The following is a 20,204-nucleotide window of genomic DNA, read 5'->3' as shown; positions in this document are numbered from 1 at the left end:
CGTCGCGGGCACCGAGCCTGGCCGAAGCACCGTGTTCCGCTGCGGGCGAGCGTCCGCAGTGGCCCCATTCGTAATCAGGCGGAGGAACACACCGCAATGGCCAAGATGATCGCGTTCGACGAGGATGCCCGCCGCGGTCTCGAGCGTGGCATGAACATTCTCGCCGACGCCGTCAAGGTGACGCTCGGCCCCAAGGGCCGCAACGTCGTGCTCGAGAAGAAGTGGGGCGCGCCGACCATCACCAACGACGGCGTCTCCATCGCCAAGGAGATCGAGCTCGAGGACCCGTGGGAGAAGATCGGGGCCGAGCTCGTCAAGGAAGTGGCGAAGAAGACCGACGACGTCGCCGGCGACGGCACCACGACCGCCACCGTCCTCGCCCAGGCCCTGGTCCGCGAGGGCCTGCGCAACGTGGCCGCGGGCGCCAACCCGCTCGGCCTCAAGCGCGGCATCGAGCAGGCCGTCGAGGCCGTCATCGAGCAGCTGCACAAGACCGCCAAGGAGGTCGAGACCAAGGAGCAGATCGCCGCCACGGCGTCCATCTCCGCGGGCGACTCGACCATCGGCGAGCTGATCGCCGAGGCCATGGACAAGGTCGGCAAGGAAGGCGTCATCACCGTCGAGGAGAGCAACGCGCTCGGGCTCGAGCTTGAGCTCACCGAGGGCATGCGCTTCGACAAGGGCTACATCTCCGGTTACTTCGTGACCGACCCGGAGCGGCAGGAAGCGGTCCTCGAGGACCCGTACATCCTGCTCTACGGCTCCAAGATCGCCACGGTGAAGGACCTGCTCCCGCTGCTGGAGAAGGTCATGCAGTCCGGCAAGCCGCTGCTGATCATCTCCGAGGACGTCGAGGGAGAGGCCCTGGCCACCCTGGTCGTCAACAAGATCCGCGGCACCTTCAAGTCCGTCGCCGTCAAGGCCCCGGGCTTCGGCGACCGCCGCAAGGCCATCCTCCAGGACATCGCCACCCTCACCGGCGGCCAGGTCATCACCGAGGACGTCGGCCTCAAGCTGGAGAACGCCGACCTGTCGCTGCTGGGCAAGGCCCGCAAGATCGTCGTCACCAAGGACGAGACGACCGTCGTCGAGGGTGCGGGTGACGCCGAGCAGATCCAGGGCCGCGTCAACCAGATCCGCGCCGAGATCGAGAAGTCGGACTCCGACTACGACCGCGAGAAGCTCCAGGAGCGCCTGGCCAAGCTCGCGGGTGGTGTCGCGGTCATCAAGGCCGGCGCCGCCACCGAGGTCGAGCTCAAGGAGCGCAAGCACCGCATCGAGGACGCGGTGCGCAACGCCAAGGCCGCCGTCGAGGAGGGCATCGTCGCCGGTGGTGGCGTGGCCCTGCTCCAGGCCGCCGAGGCCGCGTTCGAGGGCCTGCGCCTGGAGGGCGACGAGGCCACCGGCGCGAACATCGTCAAGGTCGCCGTCGAGGCGCCGCTCAAGCAGATCGCCGTGAACGCCGGCCTCGAAGGCGGCGTCGTGGTGGAGAAGGTCAAGGGCCTGCCCGTCGGCCACGGCCTCAACGCCGCCACCGGTGTCTACGAGGACCTGCTCGCGGCCGGCGTCCCGGACCCGACGAAGGTGACCCGCTCGGCGCTCCAGAACGCCGCGTCGATCGCCGCGCTGTTCCTGACCACCGAGGCCGTTGTCGCCGACAAGCCGGAGAAGTCGGGCGGCGCCCCGGCCGTCCCGGACGCCGGCGGCATGGACTTCTGACCGACGACCCCGCTCGACCCGACCCCGTTCCGCCCGCTGGTGGGCCGGGCGAGGTCCGGGTCGGCCCGGTTGGCTGGTCGAGGCCGGAAAGGGCCCGGTTCGCTTCGCGCGAACCGGGCCCTTCCTGTTGTAGTGGGTGGTCGCGGGTGGGATTGGGCGGCTGTGGGGGTGGCCGGGACACGATCGGGTGATCATCGCCCGGGAATGTACGGAAACGGCGTTACCGATATCGGTTAGAGAAATCGACGCCCGAACCACCCGGTCATGACCACGACCCGCCGTGTTCCTGCTCCTGCCCGGGGCGGGTTGGCTCTGGGGGTGGAGAGGGGCCCCGGGGCTGGCAGGAGATCCGGACGGGTCCGGAGCGGGCCAGGGCTGGTCGGGCTGACTGGGCCGGGCTGACTGGGCTGCGGCTGACTGGGCTGGGGTTGGTTGGCGCGGGATCCGGGCTGGCCGGGCCGGGGGAGCTGGGCGAGCCGGGGGAGCTGGGCGAGCCGGGGGTGGCGCGTGGAGGGGCGGGGGCCTCGGCCGCCGGGGTGTTCGGCGTTCATGGGTGGGGTGAGCGCGTTCGGGGGAGGCGTTGTCCGCGGCACGTGGGCGTGCGGGGAAGTGGACGCGTCACGAAGAAGTGGACACGTCCTCGGCGCTGGAGCGCGGAACGTGTCCTGGGGCCGGTGTCTCGGCCGGTGGGGCTTGGGTGAGGCTTGGGTGGGGCTCGGGTGGCGAGGCTCGGTCGGCTGAGGTTCGCCCGGCTGAGCGGGTTCCGAGCTGAGCGGCAGGCCCCGAGTCAGGCCCGGAGTTGCGCGGCAGGCCCCGAGTTGAGCGGTCCCGAGTTGAGCGGTCCGGGTCGAGTCGGCGGGAGCGCGAGCGCGAGCTCGGCAGGCTCCGGTTGGGGCTGGTGGGACGGGGCAGGGCCGGCCCTCCGACAGCGGTTACAACATGATCGTGGGCGTCACGACCGTGCGGCCGGGTTCGCCGCGCGAGTTCACCAGGTGCACGACGATCTGCGTGGTCCCGGCGGGCACGTCGGACAGCACGAACCTGCCCCCGTCGTCGGCCTTGGTGGTGCTCGACTCGTGCTCGGCGACCCTCACCTCGACCGTGTGCTCACCCGCGGGCACGAGCCAGCCGTCTATGCGGTGCCTGGCGCCGGTCGAGGTGAAGTTCACCATCAGGGTCAGGTTGTCCACCGTGAACGTGATGGTGCCGGGACTCCCGCCGCGCACGCCGGCGAACGAGCCGGCCCGTTCCCAGCGGGCCACCTCGACGTCCAGGTTCTCCAGGGCGACCGCGAACTGGATCCGCTCGACGAGCCCCGGTGGGGGCGCGTCCAACTCGTACACCAGGCGGTTCAGTTCAGTGAGGACAGCGGTGTCCTCTTGGCCTCTGCGGTCATCGCGCGGGTCGATGTCGTTCACCGCGATCCTCCTTCCGCTTCGAGATGTGCGCGCAAAGCGGTCAGGCACCGGCCCCTGGTCGGGCCGATGCTGCCGCGTGGCATGGACAGTGCTTCGGCCACCGCGCGGTACTCCGCCCGCCCGGCCAGCACGGTGAGTCGCAGGAGTTCCTGGCACCTCTGCGACAGCCGCCCGAACGCCCGCCACAACCGGTGGTCCCGGTCGTCGACCAGGGCGGCGTCCTCGGGCAGCCCGTCCTCGCTCTCCAGTTGTTCCGCCAGCTCGTCGTTCAGCGAGGCTTCCCGCCGGCTGGGCGTCCAGGTGCGCTGGGCCTCGCGGCGCGTCGTCACGACGAGCCACCCGGCCAGCGCGCGGGGTTCGATCAGGCGGTCGAGGTGCCGCAGCAGCGCGAGCCACACCGTCTGCACCACGTCCTCCGCGGTGCTGCGGTCCAGCCCGTGCCCGCGGGCGATGTGCCACACGAGCGGGGTGAGGTCGGCGATCAGCACGTCCAGCGCCCTCCGGTCGCCGTCGCGCGCGGCGATGACGCAGGCGGCGTGGCGGTCCGTCCCGTCCAGGCCCTCCCATGGTGGGCGCTCACCGGCCGTGCGGAGTTCTCCCACGTCCTCACCTCCTCTTCGCGTCCCCCGTCCGAAGTCGATCGTCACACACCTTCACCACCATCGCGGCGGCGGCCCGCGATGCCCCCCTCGCACCGCGGACCGCCGTCCCCCCTCCTCGGGCGGCGTCCGATCGGCACCCCTCGAAGCCGATCGACCGCCTCCCCTTCCCCCAGAGCCCCGGGTCACCGGTAGCGGTGAGGACCTGTCACCAGACAAGGAGTGAGTAGTTCTACGCTGGATACAAGGTCGGCCATTAACAGTTGACATCTTCCGATACTCACCCCCCGGCTCGCTATGGTCCAGACCATGTTGGAAGTCATCGCGCTGCACGCCGCCGACGCCGAGGCCGCCCAGGCCGGCGGGGCCGACCGCCTGGAACTGACCGTCGACATGGCCGCGGACGGGCTGACGCCGCCGGTGTGCGTGCTCCGCGACGTCCTCAAGGCCACCGACCTGCCGGTCCGGGTGATGCTGCGCGACGCGCCCGGGTTCGCCCCCGGCGACCTCGGCCGGTTGCGCCGCGACGCCGCGGCGCTGCGGGAGGCGGGCGCGTCCGAGTTCGTGCTCGGCTTCCTCGACGCCCGGCGGCGGGTCGACGTCGCCGCGTGCGCGGAGGTGCTCGAAGAGCTGGACGGGTGCGCCTGGACGTTCCACCGGGCGCTGGACAACTCCGCCGACCCCGGGGCCGCGTGGGACGTCGTCGCCGGCCTGGGTTGCGACACCGTGCTCGCCGCGGGCGACCCGCGCGGCGTGGCCGACGGGCTCGGCGTCCTGGAGCGGCTGGCGGCCAGGCGGGACGGCGTCCGCCTGCTCGTCGGCGGCGGCTTGAAGACCGGGCACGTCGCGCCGCTGAAGGCCGTCGGGGTGACCGCGTTCCACGTCGGCGGCGCGGTGCGCCCGGCGGGCTGGGACGCCCCGCTGTCCGCCGACGCGGTGCGCCTTTGGGCGGATTTGGTCTAGACCGATTGCCGATTCGGTCATAGCATCCCCGTTGCTTCCCTTGAAATAGCCGTTGCACAATACGCAATGCACCTGAGAAGAGGTGGCGAGGATGCGGTTCGCAGTCGCAGCAGCAGCCGTGGGTGCCGCCGTGCTGGCCGGGTGCGCCCCGGTCCAGTCCGGTCCGGCCACCACCGGCGCCGACGAGCAGTCCGGTCAGCTCCGGGTCTGGTTGTTCGACGAGGTCAACCGGGGTCCCAAGGAAGCGGTGGTGGCGGAGGCCGTCACCGAGTTCCAGAACGCGCACCAGGGCGTCACGGTCGACGTCCAGTACATCCAGGTCCAGACCCGCGCCGAGCGCTTCAAGGCCGCCTTCAGCGACCCGCAGAGCGCCCCCGACGTGGCCGAGTTCGGCAACACCGACCTCGCCGGCTACGTCGCGGGCGGCGGGTTCGCCGAGATCGACGTGACCAAGTGGGACGAGGGCGAGGACCTCCTGCCCGCCGTGCTCGACACCGGCAAGGTGGACGGCAAGGTCTACGGCGTCCCCTGGTACGTCGGCGTGCGCGCGCTCTACTACCGCACCGACGTCTTCCAGGAGCTGAACCTCCAGCCGCCCGCCACGCTCGACGACATCGCGCCGCTGGCCCGCCGCATCCGCGAGGCGAAGCCCGACCTGCTCGGCATCTCCGCCGGCGGCAAGTACACCTACGGCGCCATGCCGTTCGTGTGGGCCAACGGCGGCGACATCGCCCGCCAGGAGGGCGGCGAGCACGTCTCCGCCATCGACAGCGCCGAGTCCAAGGCGGGCCTGCGCCAGTACACCGAGCTGATCGCCGACGACATCTGCCCGCCCGCCCAGTGCGCCGGCAACGGCGGCGACGCCAGCGTCGAGGCGTTCCGCGCGGGCAAGGCCGCGATGGTCATCGGCGGCGACTTCAACCGCAAGTCCGTCGACGCCTCCAGCGCCGCCGGCAAGTACGCCGTGGTGCCGCTGCCCGGCAAGACCCCCGGCTCGATCGCGCCCGCGTTCTCCGGCGGCAACCTGCTCGGCGTGCTCAACGGCTCCCAGCGCAAGACCCTCGCCACCGAGTTCGTCCAGCTGCTCGGCGGCAAGGCCTACCAGCGCAAGATGTTCGACGCCATGGGCAACCTGCCCACGTTCGGCGACGTGCAGGAGGAGGTCGCCCAGGCCGACCCGGCGCTGGAGCCGTTCATCAAGACCCTGGAGGCGGGCACCAGGTTCGTGCCGGTCACCCCGGACTGGGCCAAGGTCGACGCCCAGGCCGTGCTGCCCAACCTGCTCCAGAAGGTGGCCGCGGCGGGCGAGGACCTCGACACCGCGGCCACGGCGGCGGCCGACGAGATGAACGCCGCGTTCGGTTCATGACGGCCGGGACCACGACCGCGCCGGAGGCGCCCGCCCGGAAGGCCCCGACCGGGAAACCGGCGACGAGGGGCAAGCGGGGCGAGGGCCGGATCGCGCTCACCTACCTCGCCCCGGCGCTGCTGATCCTGGTCGGGCTCATGGGCTACCCGATCTACCAGCTCGTGCTGATCTCCCTGTACGACTACGGCCAGGAGCAGGTCAGCGGCGGCGCGCCGCTGGAGTTCCTGGGCCTGGCCAACTACGCGAACCTGCTCGCCGACGACCGGTTCTGGGCCGTGCTCGGGCAGACCGTCGGGTTCGCAGCGGTGTGCGTGGTGGGGACCCTGCTGGTCGGCGCCGCCCTCGCGGTGCTGGCCACCAGGGTCCGCACCTGGGCCAGGACGGTGCTGTTCCTGGCCGCGCTCGGCGCGTGGTCCACGCCCGCGGTCGCCGGGTCCACGATCTGGCTGTTCCTGTTCGACGCGAACCTCGGCTTCGTCAACGAGCTGCTGGGCACGACCGGCTTCTCCTGGACCTACGACCGGTGGGTCGCGTTCGGCCTGGTCGCGGCCCAGGTGATCTGGTGCTCGTTCCCGTTCGTCATGGTCACCCTGTACGCGGGCATCAAGTCCATCCCCGGCGAGGTGCTGGAGGCGGCGGCGCTGGACGGCGCGTCCACGTTCCGGACCGCCACCGACGTCATCCTGCCCCTGCTGCGGCCGCTGCTGGTCGTGGTGACCATCCAGTCGGTCATCTGGGACTTCAAGGTGTTCACCCAGATCTACGTGATGACCAACGGCGGCGGCATCGCCGGGCGCAACCTCGTGCTCAACGTCTACGCCTACCAGCAGGCGTTCGCCGCCTCCGAGTACGGGCTGGGCGCGGCGATCGGCGTGGTCACCACCGCGATCCTGCTGCTGGTCACCGTCGGCTACCTGCGGGCGCTGCGGCGGAGCGGGGAGGCGCTGTGAAGCGGGGTGCGTCCAGGGGCATCGCCGAGACCGTCACCGTCGTGGTGGCCGCGGTCGTCGCGTTCCCCCTGTACTGGATGGTGCTGACCGCGTTCAAGCCCGAGGCCGAGGTCATCTCGGCCGACCCGCGGCCGTGGACGCTCGCGCCGACGCTCGACAGCTTCGTGCGGGCGCTGACCGTGCAGAGCTTCGGCCGCTACCTGGTCAACAGCCTCGTGGTGGCCGTCGCGGTGGTGCTGCTGAGCCTGCTGATCTCGTTCCTGGCGGCCACCGCGCTGACCCGGTTCCGGTTCCGCGGCCGCACCACCATGCTGGTGATGCTGCTGGTGGTGCAGATGGTGCCGGTGGAGGCGCTGACCATCCCGCTGTTCTTCGTGATGCGGTCGGTGCGCGACGTGGCGCCGGTGTTCGGGCTCAACCACCTCGGCTCGCTGGTGCTGGTGCACCTCGCGTTCAGCCTGCCGTTCGCGATCTGGATGCTGCGCGGGTTCGTCGCGGCCGTGCCCGTCGAACTGGAGGAGGCCGCCACGCTGGACGGCGCGTCCCGGTTCCGGTTCCTGTGGCAGGTGCTGTTCCCGCTGGTGGCGCCGGGTCTGGTGGCGACCAGCGTGCTGTCGTTCATCCACGCGTGGAACGATTTCCTCTTCGCCAAGACCTTCATCATCTCCGCCGCGGAGAACCAGACGCTGCCGCTGGCGCTCCAGGTGTTCGTGAAACCCGACCAGAACGACTGGGGGGCGATCATGGCCGGATCGACGCTGATGACGATTCCCGTGCTGCTGTTCTTCATCCTCGTGCAGCGGCGGCTCGTCGCCGGCCTGGCCGGGGCGGTGAAGTCGTGATCCTGCTGCCGCGGCCCGTGTCGTGGACCGCCGACGGGACGGAAATCGATTTCCACGGTGATTTCCGGGTCGAGCGCGTCGCCGGGCCGGTCGAGGGCTACCGGCTGTCCGTGACGCGCGAGCACGGCGTGCGGGTCCAGGCGTCCGACGCGGCGGGCGAGTTCTACGCGCGGCAGGCGTTGCGGCAGCTCAGCGGGCCCGCCGCGTTCCGGGCCGTGCCGCCGGGACCGGTGCGGCTGCCGGTGTGCGAGGTGGTCGACCACCCGCGGTTCGCGTGGCGCGGCGCGATGCTCGACGTGGCCCGGCACTTCCTGCCGAAGCACGACCTGCTGAGGTACGTCGACCTGCTCGCCGTGCACCGGCTGAACGTGCTGCACCTGCACCTGACCGACGACCAGGGGTGGCGGTTCGAGTCGAAGCGCCACCCCCGCCTGCACGAGGTCGGCGGCTGGCGCCCGGACTCGCGGTTCGGCGACCGCAGGTCGGGGGGCACGGCGGGCCGCCCCCACGGCGGCTACTACACCCAGGACGACCTCAGGGAAATCGTTTCCTACGCCGCTGAGCGGCACATAGCGGTCGTTCCGGAAATCGATGTACCCGGTCACAGCCAGGCGGCGATCGCCGCCTACCCGGAGCTGGGCGTCTCCGGCGGCCCGGTGTGGACGGACTGGGGCGTCAACCCGAACGTGCTCAAGGCCGACGAGCCCACCCTGGACTTCTACCGGGACGTGTTCGACGAGCTGCTGGAGGTGTTCCCGGGCGAGGTGGTCGGCCTGGGCGGCGACGAGGCCGAGGGAGGCGACGGCCGGTTCGTCCGGCGCATGGCGCAGCACCTCGTCGAGCGCGGGCGGCGGCCGTTCGGGTGGGACGAGGTGCTGGACGCCGGTCCCCTGCCGGCGTCGACGGTCGTCGCGTCGTGGCGCGGCGAGGAGCCCGGCCTGCGTGCCCTGGACCGCGGCCACGACGTGGTGATGTGCCCGGAGCAGCACGTCTACCTGGACTACCGCCAGTCCGACCACCCCGACGAGCCCATCCCCGTCGGCACCGCCACCACCCTGGAGGACGTGTACCGGTACGAGCCCGCGGCGGCCGACCGGGTGCTCGGCGCGCAGGCGAACCTGTGGACCGAGCACCTCGACTCGCCCCGGCGGCTCGACTACGCCGCGTTCCCCCGGCTGAGCGCCTTCGCCGAGGTCGTGTGGAGCCCGCCGGACCGCGACGAGGCGGAGTTCCTGACCCGCCTGGCCGAGCACCACCTGCCGCGGCTCGACGCGCTCGGCGTCGAGTACCGCCCCCTCGACGGCCCCCGGCCGTGGCAGGCGCTCCCGGGCGTGCCGGGCTTCCCCCGGTGAGCCCGCTCGGGCTCAGACCTCCTCGGGGACGAGGATCCAGCACGCGAGGTACAGCACCGCGCCCGCGCCGAACCCGAACAGGGTGGCCGCGACCAGCAGGATCCGCAGCAGCGCCGCGTCCACGCCGAGGAGCTTCGCGACGCCGCCGCACACGCCCGCGAGCATCCGGTCGCCCCGGCTGCGGCGGAGCTTCTTGACCCTGTCGGTGGCCTGGCCGATCACGTCGTTCGTCATGGCCCAAGAGTGCTGGACCGGGGCTGCCCGCACATCGGGGAACGACCCTGGTCCAGCCTCGGGGTTTCACCAGGACCCCACCCCGGAGGGGCCCGGCCCGCCCGAGGAGCCCGGCCCGCCCTGGAGGAGTCCGGCCCGCCCGAGGAGCCCGGCCCCGCCCCCCGAGGAGTCCGACCCCGGACCTGCGGCGCGGGCCGGGGCGGGCTTTCGGGACGTGGGCCGCCGGTGACCGCCCCGACGGCCGCCACCGGCTCGCGCAGCCGGCCCGCGCCGGTGGGTCGGCAGCCGGCCCGTGCCGCCGAGTCGCCCGCGCCCCCACCCGGCGCCCCGATCCGCCTACCCTCGTGGTCGTGACGCCCGAAGAGCTGGCCGAGGAGCTGGACCGCGTCGGCTACCTGCCCGACCCCGGCCTCGCGACCGCCGCCTTCCTCGCCCTGCGCATGCACCGCCCCCTGTTCTGCGAGGGCGAGCCGGGCACCGGCAAGACCTCCCTCGCCGTCGCGCTCGCGCAGGCCCTCGACCTGCCGCTGATCCGCCTCCAGTGCCACGAGGGCATCGACGCCTCCCAGGCCCTCTACGACTGGGACTTCCCGCGCCAGCTCCTGCACCTGCGCGCCCTGGAGGCGGCCGGCCCGGTGGACGTCGAAGCCGCCGAGGCGTCCCTCTACACGCGCCGCTTCCTGCTCGCCCGCCCCCTCCTCCAGGCCCTGGAGCGGTCGCCGTGCGTGCTGCTGGTCGACGAGGTCGACCGGGCCGACGACGAGTTCGAGGCGTTCCTGCTGGAGGTGCTGGGCGAGAACGCGGTGACCATCCCCGAGTTGGGCCGCGTCACCGCCGCCACCCCGCCGCTGGTGGTGCTGACCTCCAACCGCACGCGCGAGGTCCACGACGCGCTCAAGCGCCGCTGCCTCTACCACTGGCTGGAGCACCCCGACCTGGCGCGGGAGGTCGCCATCCTGCGCCGCAGGCTGCCCGGCGTCGACGAGCGCCTGGCCGCCCAGGTCGCCGGGGCCGTGCGGCGGCTGCGGGACCTCGACCTGGTCAAGCCGCCCGGTGTCGCCGAGTCGATCGACTGGGCGGCGGCGCTGCTCGCCCTCGGGTGCGCGGAGCTGGACGCGGAGACCGCCGCCGTCACGCTCGGCGCGGTGCTGAAGTACCGGGAGGACACGCGGCGCGCCCTTTCGGCCGGTGTCCTCACCGGCTGACCGCGCGCACAATCGGGTGATGACCGACGCCGGCGCGGTGACCGGGCTCGTGGGTTTCGCCCGCGCGCTGCGGCACGCCGGCGTGGCGTGCGGGCCGGACCGGGCGCGGGCCTTCGTCGGCGCCCTCGACCACCTCGACCTCACCGCGGAGCGCGTCTACTGGGCGGGCCGGCTCACGCTGTGCTCCGAACCCGACGACCTGCCCCGCTACGACGCCGCCTTCACGGCCTGGTTCGGCGGCGAGCGGCCGCGGGCCCCGCACGCCCGTGACCGCGCCCGCCGCACGAGCGACGTCGCCACCCTGAGCGCCGACGCCGGGCAGCACGGGCGCACGCCCACGCTGAAGGTCGCGGCCAGTGACGCGGAAGTGCTGCGCCACAAGGACATCGCCGCGCTGGGCCCGGCCGAGAAGCGGCACCTGGCGGAGCTGCTGGACGCCCTGCGGCCCGTCGCGCCCCGGCGGCGGTCCCCGCGCGCCGAACCCGCGCGGCGGGGCGACCTGGACCCACGCCGCACCCTGCGCGCCCTGCTCGCCACCGGCGAACCGGTCCGGCTCGCGCGCCGCCGCCGCGCCGACCGGCCGCGCCGGGTCGTGCTGCTGGTCGACGTCTCCGGCTCGATGAAGCCCTACGCCGACGCGCTGCTGCGGTTCGCCCACGTCGTCGCCCGCGCGATGCCCGCGGAGGTCTGCACGCTCGGCACCCGGCTCACCCGCGTCACCCGCCAGCTCCGCCACCGCGACCCCGAGCGGGCGCTCGCCGCGGCCGCCCGCGCCGTGCCCGACTTCGAGGGCGGCACGCGGCTCGGCGAGACGCTCAAGGCGTTCCTCGACCGGTGGGGGCAGCGCGGCGTCGCGCGGCGGGCGGTCGTGGTGATCTGCTCGGACGGGTGGGAGCGCGGCGACCCGGCGCTGCTCGCCGAGCAGGCGCGGCGGCTCGCACGGCTGGCGCACCGGGTCGTCTGGGTCAACCCGCACGCGGGCCACGACGGGTACCTGCCGGTGCAGTCCGGCATCGCCGCCGCCCTGCCCCACGTGGACCGGCTGCTCGCCGGGCACAGCCTCGACACCCTGCGGGAACTGCTGGAGGAGGTTCGACTTGCGTGATGTCCTCGACGAACTGGCCCGTCGCGTCGAACGGGGTGAGACCGTCGGCGTCGGCACCGTGGTGGCCACGTTCAGCTCCGCGCCGCGCCCGCCCGGCGCGGCCATGCTGGTCGGCGCCGACGGGGAGGTGGTCGGCAGCGTGTCCGGCGGCTGCGTCGAGGGCGCGGTGTACGAGCTGGCGCGGCAGGTGGTCGCGGCCGGCCGGCCGGTGCTCCAGCGGTACGGGGTGAGCGACGACGACGCGTTCGCGGTCGGCCTGACCTGCGGCGGGATCATCGACGTCTACGTGGAGCCGGTCGGCGCGGGCACCTTCCCCGAGCTGGCCGGTGTGGTCGACGCGGTGCGGGCCGGTGAGCCCGTCGCCGTGGCCACGGTCGTCGAGCACCCCGAGTGGGTCGGCCGCCGCCTGGTGGTGCGGCCCGACCGGGTGGCGGGCGACGTGCCGTCCGACCGGGCGCGGGACGCCGTCGCCGACGACGCGCGCGGCCTGCTCGCCGCCGGTCGCAGCGGCGCCCTGCGCTACGGGCCGGACGGGCAGCGGCGCGGCGAGGGCCTGACCGTGTTCGTCAACTCGTTCGAGCCGCCGCCCCGGATGCTGGTGTTCGGGGCGATCGACTTCGCCGCCGCCGTGGCGCGGCTCGGCTCGTTCCTCGGCTACCGCGTCACGGTGTGCGACGCGCGGCCGGTGTTCGCGACGCGCACCAGGTTCCCGGGCGCCGACGAGGTGGTCGTGGACTGGCCGCACCGCTACCTCGCCGAGCAGGCCGGCGCCGGGAAGGTCGACGGGCGCACGGTGGTCGCGGTGCTCACCCACGACCCGAAGTTCGACGTGCCGCTGCTGGAGGTCGCGCTGCGGCTCGACCTCGGCTACGTGGGCGCGATGGGGTCCCGCCGCACCCACGACGACCGGCTGCGCCGCCTGCGCGAGGCGGGCGTGGCGGAGGGCGACCTCGCCCGGCTGTCCTCGCCGATCGGCCTGGACCTCGGCGCCCGCACGCCCGAGGAGACGGCCGTCTCGATCGCCGCCGAGATCATCGCCCTGCGGTGGGGCGGCGGCGGCGCGCGGCTGAGCCGGACCGAAGGCGCCATCCACGGTTGAGGCCCCGAGGGTTGTCCGGCGCGGCGACCCGGAGCAGGCTCGGTGTGACCCCCATCACCACCACCGTCGGGAGGGTTCATGCGGATCACCGTCACCGTGGACGGGGTGGCCTACAGCGACGAGGTCGAACCCCGCGCGCTGCTGGTCCACCACCTGCGCGAACGTCTGGGCAAGATCGGCACGGTCATCGGCTGCGACACCGGCAACTGCGGCTCCTGCACCGTCCACCTGGACGGCCGCGGCGTGAAGTCGTGCGCCGTGCTCGCGGTGCAGGCCGACGGCCGCGAGGTGACCACCGTCGAGGGGCTGGCCCGCGACGGCCGGCCGCACCCCGTGCAGGAGGCGTTCCACGACAACCACGCCCTCCAGTGCGGCTTCTGCACCCCGGGCATGATCATGCGGGTGGTCGACCTGCTGGCCGACGACCCGGACCCCGACGACGACGCCGTGCGCCACGGCCTGGAGGGCAACCTCTGCCGCTGCACCGGCTACCAGAACATCGTCCGCGCGGTCCGCGACGCCGCCGCGCGCCTGAACGCCGCCGGGACGGGCGCCGCCGGGGCGAACACCGGGGCGAACGCGGGTGACGCGGCATGACCGCCACCGCGGGACCCGAGATCGGGAAGGCGCGCCGCCGCAAGGAGGACGCCCGGCTGATCACCGGCGCGACCCGGTGGACCGACAACCTCCAGCTGCCCGGGATGCTGCACCTGGCGGTGGTGCGCAGCCCCGTCGCGCACGCCCGGATCACCTCGGTCGACGTCGCCGCCGCGGCCCGGATGCCCGGCGTGCTGGCCGTGCTCACCGGCCGGGACCTGGCCGACGAGCAGGGCAGCCTGCCGTGCGCGTGGCCGATCACCGAGGACATCCTGATCCCGCCCGCGCCGGCGCTGGCCGTGGACGAGGTCAACTTCGCGGGCGAGGCCGTGGCGCTGGTCGTGGCCCGGAGCGCGGCCGAGGCGCAGGACGCGTTGCCCGAGGTCGACGTGGACTACGAGGAGCTGCCGGTCGTGCTCGACGTGGTGGCCGCGGCCGCCGACGGCGCCGACCCCGTCCACGCCGACCTCGGCACGAACACCTGCGCCACCTGGGTGTTCGACTCCGCGGAGGCGGGCACCGGCGCCGACGTCGACCGGGTGATCGCGGACGCCGAGGTCGTCATCAGGCGCACGTTCCGCCAGCAGCGGCTGATCCCCGCGTTCCTGGAGCCCCGCTCGGTGGTGGTGGACCCGGCGCCGGACTCGGTCACCGTGTGGTCGTCCACGCAGGTGCCGCACGTCCTGCGCTGGATGCTGGCCACCGTCACCGGCATCCCCGAGCAGCGGCTCCGGGTGATCGCGCCGGACGTCGGCGGCGGCTTCGGCGGCAAGCTCCAGGTCACGCCCGAGGAGGTGCTGACCCTGCTGGTCGCCCGCCGCCTCGGCAAGCCGGTGAAGTGGACCGAGACGCGCACCGAGTCGATGCTGTCCGGCCACCACGGCCGCGACCAGGTGCAACGCCTGACCCTCGCCGCCCGCCGCGACGGCACGGTCACCGGCCTGCGGGTGGACCTGCTCGCCGACATGGGCGCCTACCTGCGCCTGCTCACGCCGGGCGTGCCGATCCTGGGCGCGTTCATGTTCAACGCCATCTACAAGTTCGCCGCCTACCGCTTCACCTGCACCAACGTGTTCACCAACAAGGTGCCGACCGACGCCTACCGCGGCGCGGGCCGCCCCGAGGCCACCTTCGCGATCGAGCGGCTGATGGACGAGCTGGCCGCCGAGCTGGGCCGGGACCCGCTGGAGCTGCGCGAGCAGAACTGGATCCGGCACGACGAGTTCCCGTTCACCACGGTCGCCGGCCTGACCTACGACACCGGGAACTACGAGGCCGCCACCGCCCGCGCCAAGGAGCTGTTCGGCTACGACGCGTTGCGCGCCGAGCAGGCCGAGCGGCGCGCGGCGGGCGACCCGGTGCAGCTCGGCATCGGCGTCTCCACCTACACCGAGATGTGCGGGCTCGCGCCGTCCCGCGTGCTCGGCGCGCTGCGGTACGCGGCGGGCGGCTGGGAGCACGCGGCCGTCCGGGTGCTGCCCACCGGCAAGGTCGAGCTGATCACCGGCACCTCGCCGCACGGCCAGGGCCACGTGACGGCGTGGAGCCAGATCGTGGCCGACCGGCTCGGCGTGGCGTTCGAGGACGTCGAGGTGCTGCACGGCGACACCCGCGTCGCCCACCGCGGCATGGACAGCTACGGCTCCCGGTCGCTGGCCGTCGGCGGCGTCGCGGTCGCGCTGGCCGCGGACAAGGTGCTGGCCAAGGCCCGGGCCGTGGCCGCGCACCTGCTGGAGGTCGGCGAGGGCGACGTCGAGTTCGCGAACGGCGCGTTCGGCGTGCGCGGCACCTCGACCACGATGTCCCTCGGCGACGTGGTGGTCGCCGCGCACGTCGCGCACGACCTGCCCGAGGGCGTGGAACCCGGCCTGGACGCCGAGGCCACGTTCGACCCGGACGACTTCTCCTACCCGCACGGCACCCACCTGTGCGCGGCCGAGGTCGACACCGAGACCGGCGCGGTGCGGATCCGCTCGTACGCGTGCGTGGACGACGTCGGCAAGGTGGTCAACCCGCTGATCGTCGAGGGCCAGGTGCACGGCGGCCTGGCGCAGGGCATCGCCCAGGCCCTGTTCGAGGAGGCCGTGCACGACGAGAACGGCACGCTCACCACGGCCACCCTCGCCGACTACCTGCTGCCCTCCGCGGCGGACCTGCCGCACTTCACCACCGACCGCACCGAGACGCCGGCGGCGTCCAACCCGCTCGGCGTGAAGGGCGTCGGCGAGGCGGGCACCATCGCCTCCACCCCGGCCGTGGTCAACGCGGTCGTGGACGCGGTCCGGCACCTGGGCGTGACCGACGTGGAGATGCCGTGCACGCCGATGCGGGTGTGGCGGGCCGTCCACCACCGGGGAACCGACCTGCCCGCCACCCCCGGCGCGGGCGGCGGCCTGGGCTCCCTCGACGCGAGCGGGGGCGCCCGGTGATCCCCGCGGCGTTCGACTACCTCGCGCCCACCTCGGTCGACCAGGCCGTGCGGGCGCTGGCGGAGGGCGGCGAGGACGCGAAGGCCATGGCGGGCGGCCAGAGCCTCATCCCGGTGCTGCGGATGCGGCTGGCCGCGCCCACCCTCGTGGTGGACCTGTCCCGGCTGGTCGAGCTGGCCGGCGTGTACGACGACGGCGACTCGCTGCTCGTCGGCGCCCTCACCACGCACCGCGAGGTGCTGCTCGACCCCCTGGTCGCCGGGCACGCCGGCCTGCTGCGGCTGGCCACCGGCACCGTGGCCGACGCGCAGGTCCGGAACCGGGGCACGTTCGGCGGCTCGCTCGCCCACGCCGACCCGGCGGGCGACCTGGCCGCGCCCGCCCTCGCGCTGGGCGCGGTCATGGTGTGCGAGGGGCCAGGCGGCACGCGCGAGGTGCCCGCGGCGGAGTTCTTCGTCGACCACTTCACCACCGCCCTGGCGCCCGACGAGCTGCTGACGCGCGTGCGCGTGCCGAAGCTGACCGGCTGGGGCGCGCGCTACGAGAAGTTCGCCCGGGTCGCCCAGGCGTGGTCGATCGTGGGCGTCGCCGCGGCCGTCGAGGTCGTCGACGGCGGGGTCGAGCGGGCCAGGGTGGCGCTGACGAACATGGGGCCGACCCCGCTGCGGGCGCACGGCGTGGAGGAGGCGCTGGTCGGGCAGCCCGCCGACGCCGGCGCCATCGCCGCCGCGGCCGAGCGCGCCGCCGAGGGCGCCGACCCGCCCGTGGACGCCGACGCCGACGCCGAGTACCGGTCCCACCTGGCCCGCGTGCTGACCCGGCGTGCGCTGGCCGCGGCCGTCGAGGCGGCGGTGGAGTCGGCGGTGGGCGCGTGAAGCTGGAGCACCGGTTCACCGTGCCCGCGCCCGTGCCGGCGGTGTGGGAGGCGCTGCTCGACCCGGAGCGGGTCGCGCCGTGCCTGCCCGGGGCCACCCTCACCGGCGTGGACGGGCGGCGGTTCACCGGCACGGTCAAGGTCAGGCTCGGGCCCGTCACCCTGCTCTACCGGGGCGCGGGCGAGTTCACCTCGGTCGACGAGCGCGTGCACGCCGCCGTGCTCAAGGCCTCCGGCAAGGACACCAGGGGCAACGGCACCGCGTCCGCCACCGTGTCGGTCGCGCTCACCCCGGTCGCGGCGGGCACCGACGTCTCCGTGGTCACGGACCTGGCCGTCACCGGCCGGCCCGCCCAGCTCGGGCGCGGCCTGATCGGCGAGGCCGGCGGCAAGGTCGTGGCCGAGTTCGCCGAACACCTGGCGACGCGGCTCGCGCCGGCGGAAGCTGAGGAGGTGACAACCCAGGAGAGCCGGCCCCACCTGAGGGCGGTGCCGGACGAGCCCCTCGACCTGATCGACGCGGCCGGCGTCCCCGTGCTCAAGCGCGCGCTGCCGGTCGTGGCCGGCGTGGTGGCGCTGGCGCTGCTCGTCCGCGGCCTGCGCGGGCGGCACCGCTGAACGCGCGCGGCAGGCGGCCGGTCCTCGGGCTGGTCGCCTGCGCCGCCGTGACCTGCGCCGCCGTGGCCTGCACCGGCTCGCCCGTGGTGGTCACCACGCCCCGGACCGCGCCGGCCACGACGTCCTCGGCCGCGCCCGAGCCGCCGTCGTTCACGCTCGCCGCGGGCGGGGACGTCCTGATCCACCCGGCGCTGACCGAGCAGGCCGACCGGGACGGCGCCCGGAACTTCGTGCCGCTGCTCGAAGGCCTGCGGCAGGCCGTCGACGCCGACGTGTCCCTCTGCCACCTGGAGACGCCGCTGTCCGCGCCGGGCGCGCCCACCTACGGCTACCCGGCGTTCAGCGCGCCGCCCGAAATCGCGGCGGCGCTGAAGGACATCGGCTACGACAGCTGCTCCACCGCCTCCAACCACACCCTCGACCGGGGCGCGCCGGCCATCAGGACCACGCTGGACGTGATGGACGCGGCGGGCCTGGGGCACACCGGGTCGTTCCGCTCGCCGGAGGAGGCCGCGACCCCGCTGCTGCTGGACGTCGACGGCGTGAAGGTCGGGCACATCGCGTTCACCTACGGCTTCAACGGCATCCCGCTGCCGGAGCCGTGGATGGCGAACCAGCTGACCACCCAGGGCGTGCTGGAGGCGGCGCGCACGGCCCGCTCGGCGGGCGCCGAGGTGGTGGTCGCGAGCCTGCACTGGGGCAACGAGTACCAGCACGAGGCCACGCCGCAGCAGCGCCAGGTGGCCCGCGAGGTGCTGGCCGACCCGGCCGTGGACCTGATCATCGGCACGCACGTGCACGCCGTGCAGCCGATCGAGCAGGTCAACGGCAAGTGGGTCGTCTACGGCATGGGCAACGAGGTGGCGCGCCACTCCGAGCCGCGCGGCATCACCGAGGAGGGCATCGTCACCCGGTTCCGGTTCGTCAAGGGCCCCTCGGGCTGGTCGGTCGCCGAGGCGTCCTACGTGCCGACCCTGGTCGAGTTCGGCCCGCCGATCCGCGTGGTCGACCTGACCCGCGTCCCCGCCACCCCGCGCCGCACCGAGGCCCTGACCCGCACCGACGGCATCGTCCGGAGCCTGGGCGCGCCCATCACCCACCCCTGAGCCCCCGCGAGTCGAACGCCCGGGTCCACCGTGTCGAACGCTCAGGACCCCCGAGTTCCGCGGTCGAGCACACCCCGGACCCGGTCGAGCCGGTCGAGCCAGCGGGCCGCCGTCGCCCCGTCGGCGGCGAAACCGGCGAACAGGTCGGGCGCGGGCGGCCTCGACGGCACCGGCAGCCTGCCGCCCACCGGGCGCAGCGAGTCGGTCGTCACGTCGCCGTCCAGCAGGGACGCGGTGCCCAGCCCGCACGCGAAGTCCAGCTCGGGCAGGGCGCCGGCCAGCGCCAGCCCCGCCGCCAGGCCCACCGACGACTCCACGGCCGACGACACCACGCACGGCAGGCCGCACGCCTCGGCCACCGCCAGCGCCCGCCGCACCCCGCCCAGCGGCGCGACCTTGATCACCGCCACGTCCGCCGCGCCCGCCACGGCCACCCTCATCGGGTCCTCGGCCCGCCGGATCGACTCGTCCGCCGCGATCCGCACGTCCACCCGCCTGCGCACGGCCGCCAGCTCCCCGACCGACCGGCACGGCTGCTCGACGTACTCCAGCCCGCCCGCCGCGCGGTCCAGCTCGCGGACGGCGGCCACGGCGGTGTCCACGTCCCACGCCGCGTTCGCGTCCACCCGGACCGCGCCGGCCGGGCCGAGGGCGTCGCGCACGGCCGCCACCCGCTCCAGGTCGTCGCGCAGCGGCGTGCCCGGGTCGGCGACCTTCACCTTGGCGGTCGAGCAGCCGGACGCCGCGACGATCTCGTGCGCGCGTCCGGGGGAGACGACCGGGACCGTGCAGTTGACGGGCACCTCCGAGCGGACCGGCGCGGGCCAGCCCCGTTCGGCGGACTCCAGCGCGCACGCCAGCCACGGCGCGGACTCGGCGTCGGAGTAGTCCTCGAAGGCGCAGAACTCGCCCCACCCGGCGGAGCCCTCCAGCAGCACGCCGTGGCGCACCGTGATGCCCCGGAACCGGTTGCGCATCGGGATCGAATACACCAGCACCGGGGGATCCTAGAGCGGGTCGAGGGCCGCCACGCGGCGCAGCGCGCTGTCCGACAGGTCCGGGTCGGGCGCTTCCACGTCGAACTCCTCGGCGAGCACGCGCAGCGCGTCGGCGAACCGGTCCACGCGCCGGTCCAGCTCGCCCAGCTCCCGGGTCGCCCCGGCCAGCTCGGCGGCCAGGCCGGGGCGGTTCCCGGTCCGGCGCAGGGACTCCCGGCGCCCCTGCGAGTCGCGCAGGGCGACCAGCGCCCGCCACAGCTGGTGCTCGACGCGCGCCACCCGCCCCGGGTCGAGGCCGCGCACGGCGTCGAAGTGCCCGCACATCCGGCTCGCGCGCCGCCGCTGGTCCGGGTCGGTGAACTGGAGTTCGTGCACGACGTCGGTGTCGGCGGCGGCGAGCGCCAGGTCCCGGTCGGCGACGCGGCCGGGGAAGGCGGCGACCAGGCACACGACCACCACCGGCGCGCACGCCAGGCCGACCGACCACCACGGCGACGGCCCGACCACCGCCAACGCGCACGCCACCAGGGCGGCGGGGAGCAGCAGGGGGCCCACCTGCGCCCGCCGGAACCGCCGGCGGGCGACCCGCGCGGCGGGCGCCCGGTCCGACCCCGGTCGCCACATCCACCAGCGGGGTGGCCGCGTCACCGGTCCTCCATCGCGATCACGAGTCCTTCACGGTCCGCCCGACCCAGCGGGTCGAGTCTCCCGCCCCGCACCCGCGAGC

At 74.2% G+C, this 20,204-nt stretch carries 19 protein-coding genes; 14 read left to right on the top strand and 5 right to left on the bottom strand.

Annotated features, from left to right (window positions below; all coding sequences use genetic code 11):
- The first annotated feature begins 96 nt into the window (after nt 1–96).
- Nucleotides 97–1,719: a chaperonin GroEL gene (groL, locus tag ABD223_RS01635; RefSeq protein ID WP_344033990.1), complete on the top strand. Its 1,623-nt coding sequence runs from the start codon at nt 97–99 to the stop codon at nt 1,717–1,719.
- Between the two features lie 932 nt (nt 1,720–2,651).
- Here the strand turns inward: groL and ABD223_RS01630 are convergent.
- Together ABD223_RS01630 and ABD223_RS01625 are read right to left on the bottom strand one after the other, a co-directional pair.
- Nucleotides 2,652–3,074 (bottom strand): carboxypeptidase regulatory-like domain-containing protein, encoded by a 423-nt coding sequence (locus tag ABD223_RS01630; RefSeq protein ID WP_380646577.1) that lies wholly within the window; start codon nt 3,072–3,074, stop codon nt 2,652–2,654.
- Between the two features lie 59 nt (nt 3,075–3,133).
- The gene (locus ABD223_RS01625; RefSeq protein ID WP_344033988.1) at nt 3,134–3,739 is read right to left on the bottom strand and encodes an RNA polymerase sigma factor; all 606 of its coding nucleotides are present in this window, start codon (nt 3,737–3,739) and stop codon (nt 3,134–3,136) included.
- A gap of 306 nt (nt 3,740–4,045) precedes the next feature.
- On the opposite strand from ABD223_RS01625, the gene ABD223_RS01620 reads away from it, so the two are divergent.
- The 5 genes from ABD223_RS01620 to ABD223_RS01600 all read left to right on the top strand — a co-directional run bounded on the left by ABD223_RS01620 (nt 4,046) and on the right by ABD223_RS01600 (nt 9,212).
- Nucleotides 4,046–4,699, top strand: a complete 654-nt coding sequence (locus ABD223_RS01620) for a copper homeostasis protein CutC (protein WP_344033987.1) — start codon at nt 4,046–4,048, stop codon at nt 4,697–4,699.
- Nucleotides 4,700–4,790: 91 nt separating this feature from the next.
- Complete coding sequence (locus tag ABD223_RS01615; RefSeq protein WP_344033986.1) at nt 4,791–6,068, top strand: extracellular solute-binding protein; 1,278 nt, start codon at nt 4,791–4,793, stop codon at nt 6,066–6,068.
- Nucleotides 6,065–7,018, top strand: a complete 954-nt coding sequence (locus ABD223_RS01610; protein ID WP_344033985.1) for a carbohydrate ABC transporter permease — start codon at nt 6,065–6,067, stop codon at nt 7,016–7,018. Before ABD223_RS01615 ends, ABD223_RS01610 begins: the two co-directional genes overlap by 4 nt.
- Nucleotides 7,015–7,860, top strand: coding sequence for a carbohydrate ABC transporter permease (locus tag ABD223_RS01605; protein WP_344033984.1), 846 nt, complete (start codon nt 7,015–7,017; stop codon nt 7,858–7,860). The genes ABD223_RS01610 and ABD223_RS01605 overlap by 4 nt, the downstream gene beginning before the upstream one ends.
- Complete coding sequence (locus ABD223_RS01600) at nt 7,857–9,212, top strand: beta-N-acetylhexosaminidase (protein ID WP_380646363.1); 1,356 nt, start codon at nt 7,857–7,859, stop codon at nt 9,210–9,212. Before ABD223_RS01605 ends, ABD223_RS01600 begins: the two co-directional genes overlap by 4 nt.
- 12 nt (nt 9,213–9,224) lie before the next feature.
- On the opposite strand, the gene ABD223_RS01595 is transcribed toward ABD223_RS01600, so the two are convergent.
- On the bottom strand, nt 9,225–9,446 hold the full coding sequence (locus ABD223_RS01595) for a PspC domain-containing protein (protein WP_344033983.1): 222 nt from the start codon (nt 9,444–9,446) through the stop codon (nt 9,225–9,227).
- A 344-nt stretch (nt 9,447–9,790) separates the two neighbouring features.
- Between ABD223_RS01595 and ABD223_RS01590 the strand changes: the two genes are divergently transcribed.
- The 8 genes from ABD223_RS01590 to ABD223_RS01555 all read left to right on the top strand — a co-directional run bounded on the left by ABD223_RS01590 (nt 9,791) and on the right by ABD223_RS01555 (nt 18,479).
- Nucleotides 9,791–10,651 carry an AAA family ATPase gene (locus ABD223_RS01590; protein ID WP_344033982.1) on the top strand — a complete coding sequence of 287 codons (861 nt, stop codon included), beginning with the start codon at nt 9,791–9,793 and terminating at the stop codon, nt 10,649–10,651.
- A gap of 19 nt (nt 10,652–10,670) precedes the next feature.
- Entirely contained in the window at nt 10,671–11,756 is a 1,086-nt protein-coding gene (locus ABD223_RS01585; protein ID WP_344033981.1) for a vWA domain-containing protein, read from the top strand.
- Nucleotides 11,749–12,855, top strand: a complete 1,107-nt coding sequence (locus tag ABD223_RS01580; RefSeq protein WP_344033979.1) for an XdhC family protein — start codon at nt 11,749–11,751, stop codon at nt 12,853–12,855. The genes ABD223_RS01585 and ABD223_RS01580 overlap by 8 nt, the downstream gene beginning before the upstream one ends.
- A gap of 78 nt (nt 12,856–12,933) precedes the next feature.
- Complete coding sequence (locus ABD223_RS01575) at nt 12,934–13,452, top strand: (2Fe-2S)-binding protein (protein WP_344033978.1); 519 nt, start codon at nt 12,934–12,936, stop codon at nt 13,450–13,452.
- A complete protein-coding gene (locus tag ABD223_RS01570) occupies nt 13,449–15,881 on the top strand; it encodes a xanthine dehydrogenase family protein molybdopterin-binding subunit (RefSeq protein ID WP_344033977.1) in 2,433 nt (810 codons plus the stop codon). The genes ABD223_RS01575 and ABD223_RS01570 overlap by 4 nt, the downstream gene beginning before the upstream one ends.
- Complete coding sequence (locus ABD223_RS01565) at nt 15,878–16,756, top strand: FAD binding domain-containing protein (protein ID WP_344033976.1); 879 nt, start codon at nt 15,878–15,880, stop codon at nt 16,754–16,756. The genes ABD223_RS01570 and ABD223_RS01565 overlap by 4 nt, the downstream gene beginning before the upstream one ends.
- Nucleotides 16,753–17,373: an SRPBCC family protein gene (locus ABD223_RS01560; RefSeq protein WP_344033975.1), complete on the top strand. Its 621-nt coding sequence runs from the start codon at nt 16,753–16,755 to the stop codon at nt 17,371–17,373. The genes ABD223_RS01565 and ABD223_RS01560 overlap by 4 nt, the downstream gene beginning before the upstream one ends.
- A 47-nt stretch (nt 17,374–17,420) precedes the next feature.
- Nucleotides 17,421–18,479 carry a CapA family protein gene (locus ABD223_RS01555; protein WP_344033974.1) on the top strand — a complete coding sequence of 353 codons (1,059 nt, stop codon included), beginning with the start codon at nt 17,421–17,423 and terminating at the stop codon, nt 18,477–18,479.
- A 41-nt stretch (nt 18,480–18,520) separates the two neighbouring features.
- On the opposite strand, the gene ABD223_RS01550 is transcribed toward ABD223_RS01555, so the two are convergent.
- Together ABD223_RS01550 and ABD223_RS01545 are read right to left on the bottom strand one after the other, a co-directional pair.
- Nucleotides 18,521–19,477 carry an o-succinylbenzoate synthase gene (locus ABD223_RS01550; RefSeq protein ID WP_344033973.1) on the bottom strand — a complete coding sequence of 319 codons (957 nt, stop codon included), beginning with the start codon at nt 19,475–19,477 and terminating at the stop codon, nt 18,521–18,523.
- A gap of 9 nt (nt 19,478–19,486) precedes the next feature.
- Nucleotides 19,487–20,125: a hypothetical protein gene (locus ABD223_RS01545; RefSeq protein ID WP_344033971.1), complete on the bottom strand. Its 639-nt coding sequence runs from the start codon at nt 20,123–20,125 to the stop codon at nt 19,487–19,489.
- Nucleotides 20,126–20,204: the final 79 nt, after the last annotated feature.

This window comes from Saccharothrix xinjiangensis, from assembly GCF_039527585.1.
In the GTDB taxonomy this organism is placed as follows: Bacteria; Actinomycetota; Actinomycetes; order Mycobacteriales; family Pseudonocardiaceae; genus Actinosynnema; species Actinosynnema xinjiangensis.
The sequence above is the reverse complement of the archived record's forward strand: the minus strand, read 5'-3'. Positions and strand labels throughout refer to the sequence as shown.

Coding starts and splice junctions, on each gene's coding strand:
- ABD223_RS01620 (WP_344033987.1), top strand. CDS start 4,046: ATGTTGGAAGTCATCGCGCTGCACGCCGCCGACGCCGAGGCCGCCCAG.
- ABD223_RS01615 (WP_344033986.1), top strand. CDS start 4,791: ATGCGGTTCGCAGTCGCAGCAGCAGCCGTGGGTGCCGCCGTGCTGGCC.
- ABD223_RS01585 (WP_344033981.1), top strand. CDS start 10,671: ATGACCGACGCCGGCGCGGTGACCGGGCTCGTGGGTTTCGCCCGCGCG.
- groL (WP_344033990.1), top strand. CDS start 97: ATGGCCAAGATGATCGCGTTCGACGAGGATGCCCGCCGCGGTCTCGAG.
- ABD223_RS01610 (WP_344033985.1), top strand. CDS start 6,065: ATGACGGCCGGGACCACGACCGCGCCGGAGGCGCCCGCCCGGAAGGCC.
- ABD223_RS01595 (WP_344033983.1), bottom strand. CDS start 9,446: ATGACGAACGACGTGATCGGCCAGGCCACCGACAGGGTCAAGAAGCTC.
- ABD223_RS01575 (WP_344033978.1), top strand. CDS start 12,934: ATGCGGATCACCGTCACCGTGGACGGGGTGGCCTACAGCGACGAGGTC.
- ABD223_RS01570 (WP_344033977.1), top strand. CDS start 13,449: ATGACCGCCACCGCGGGACCCGAGATCGGGAAGGCGCGCCGCCGCAAG.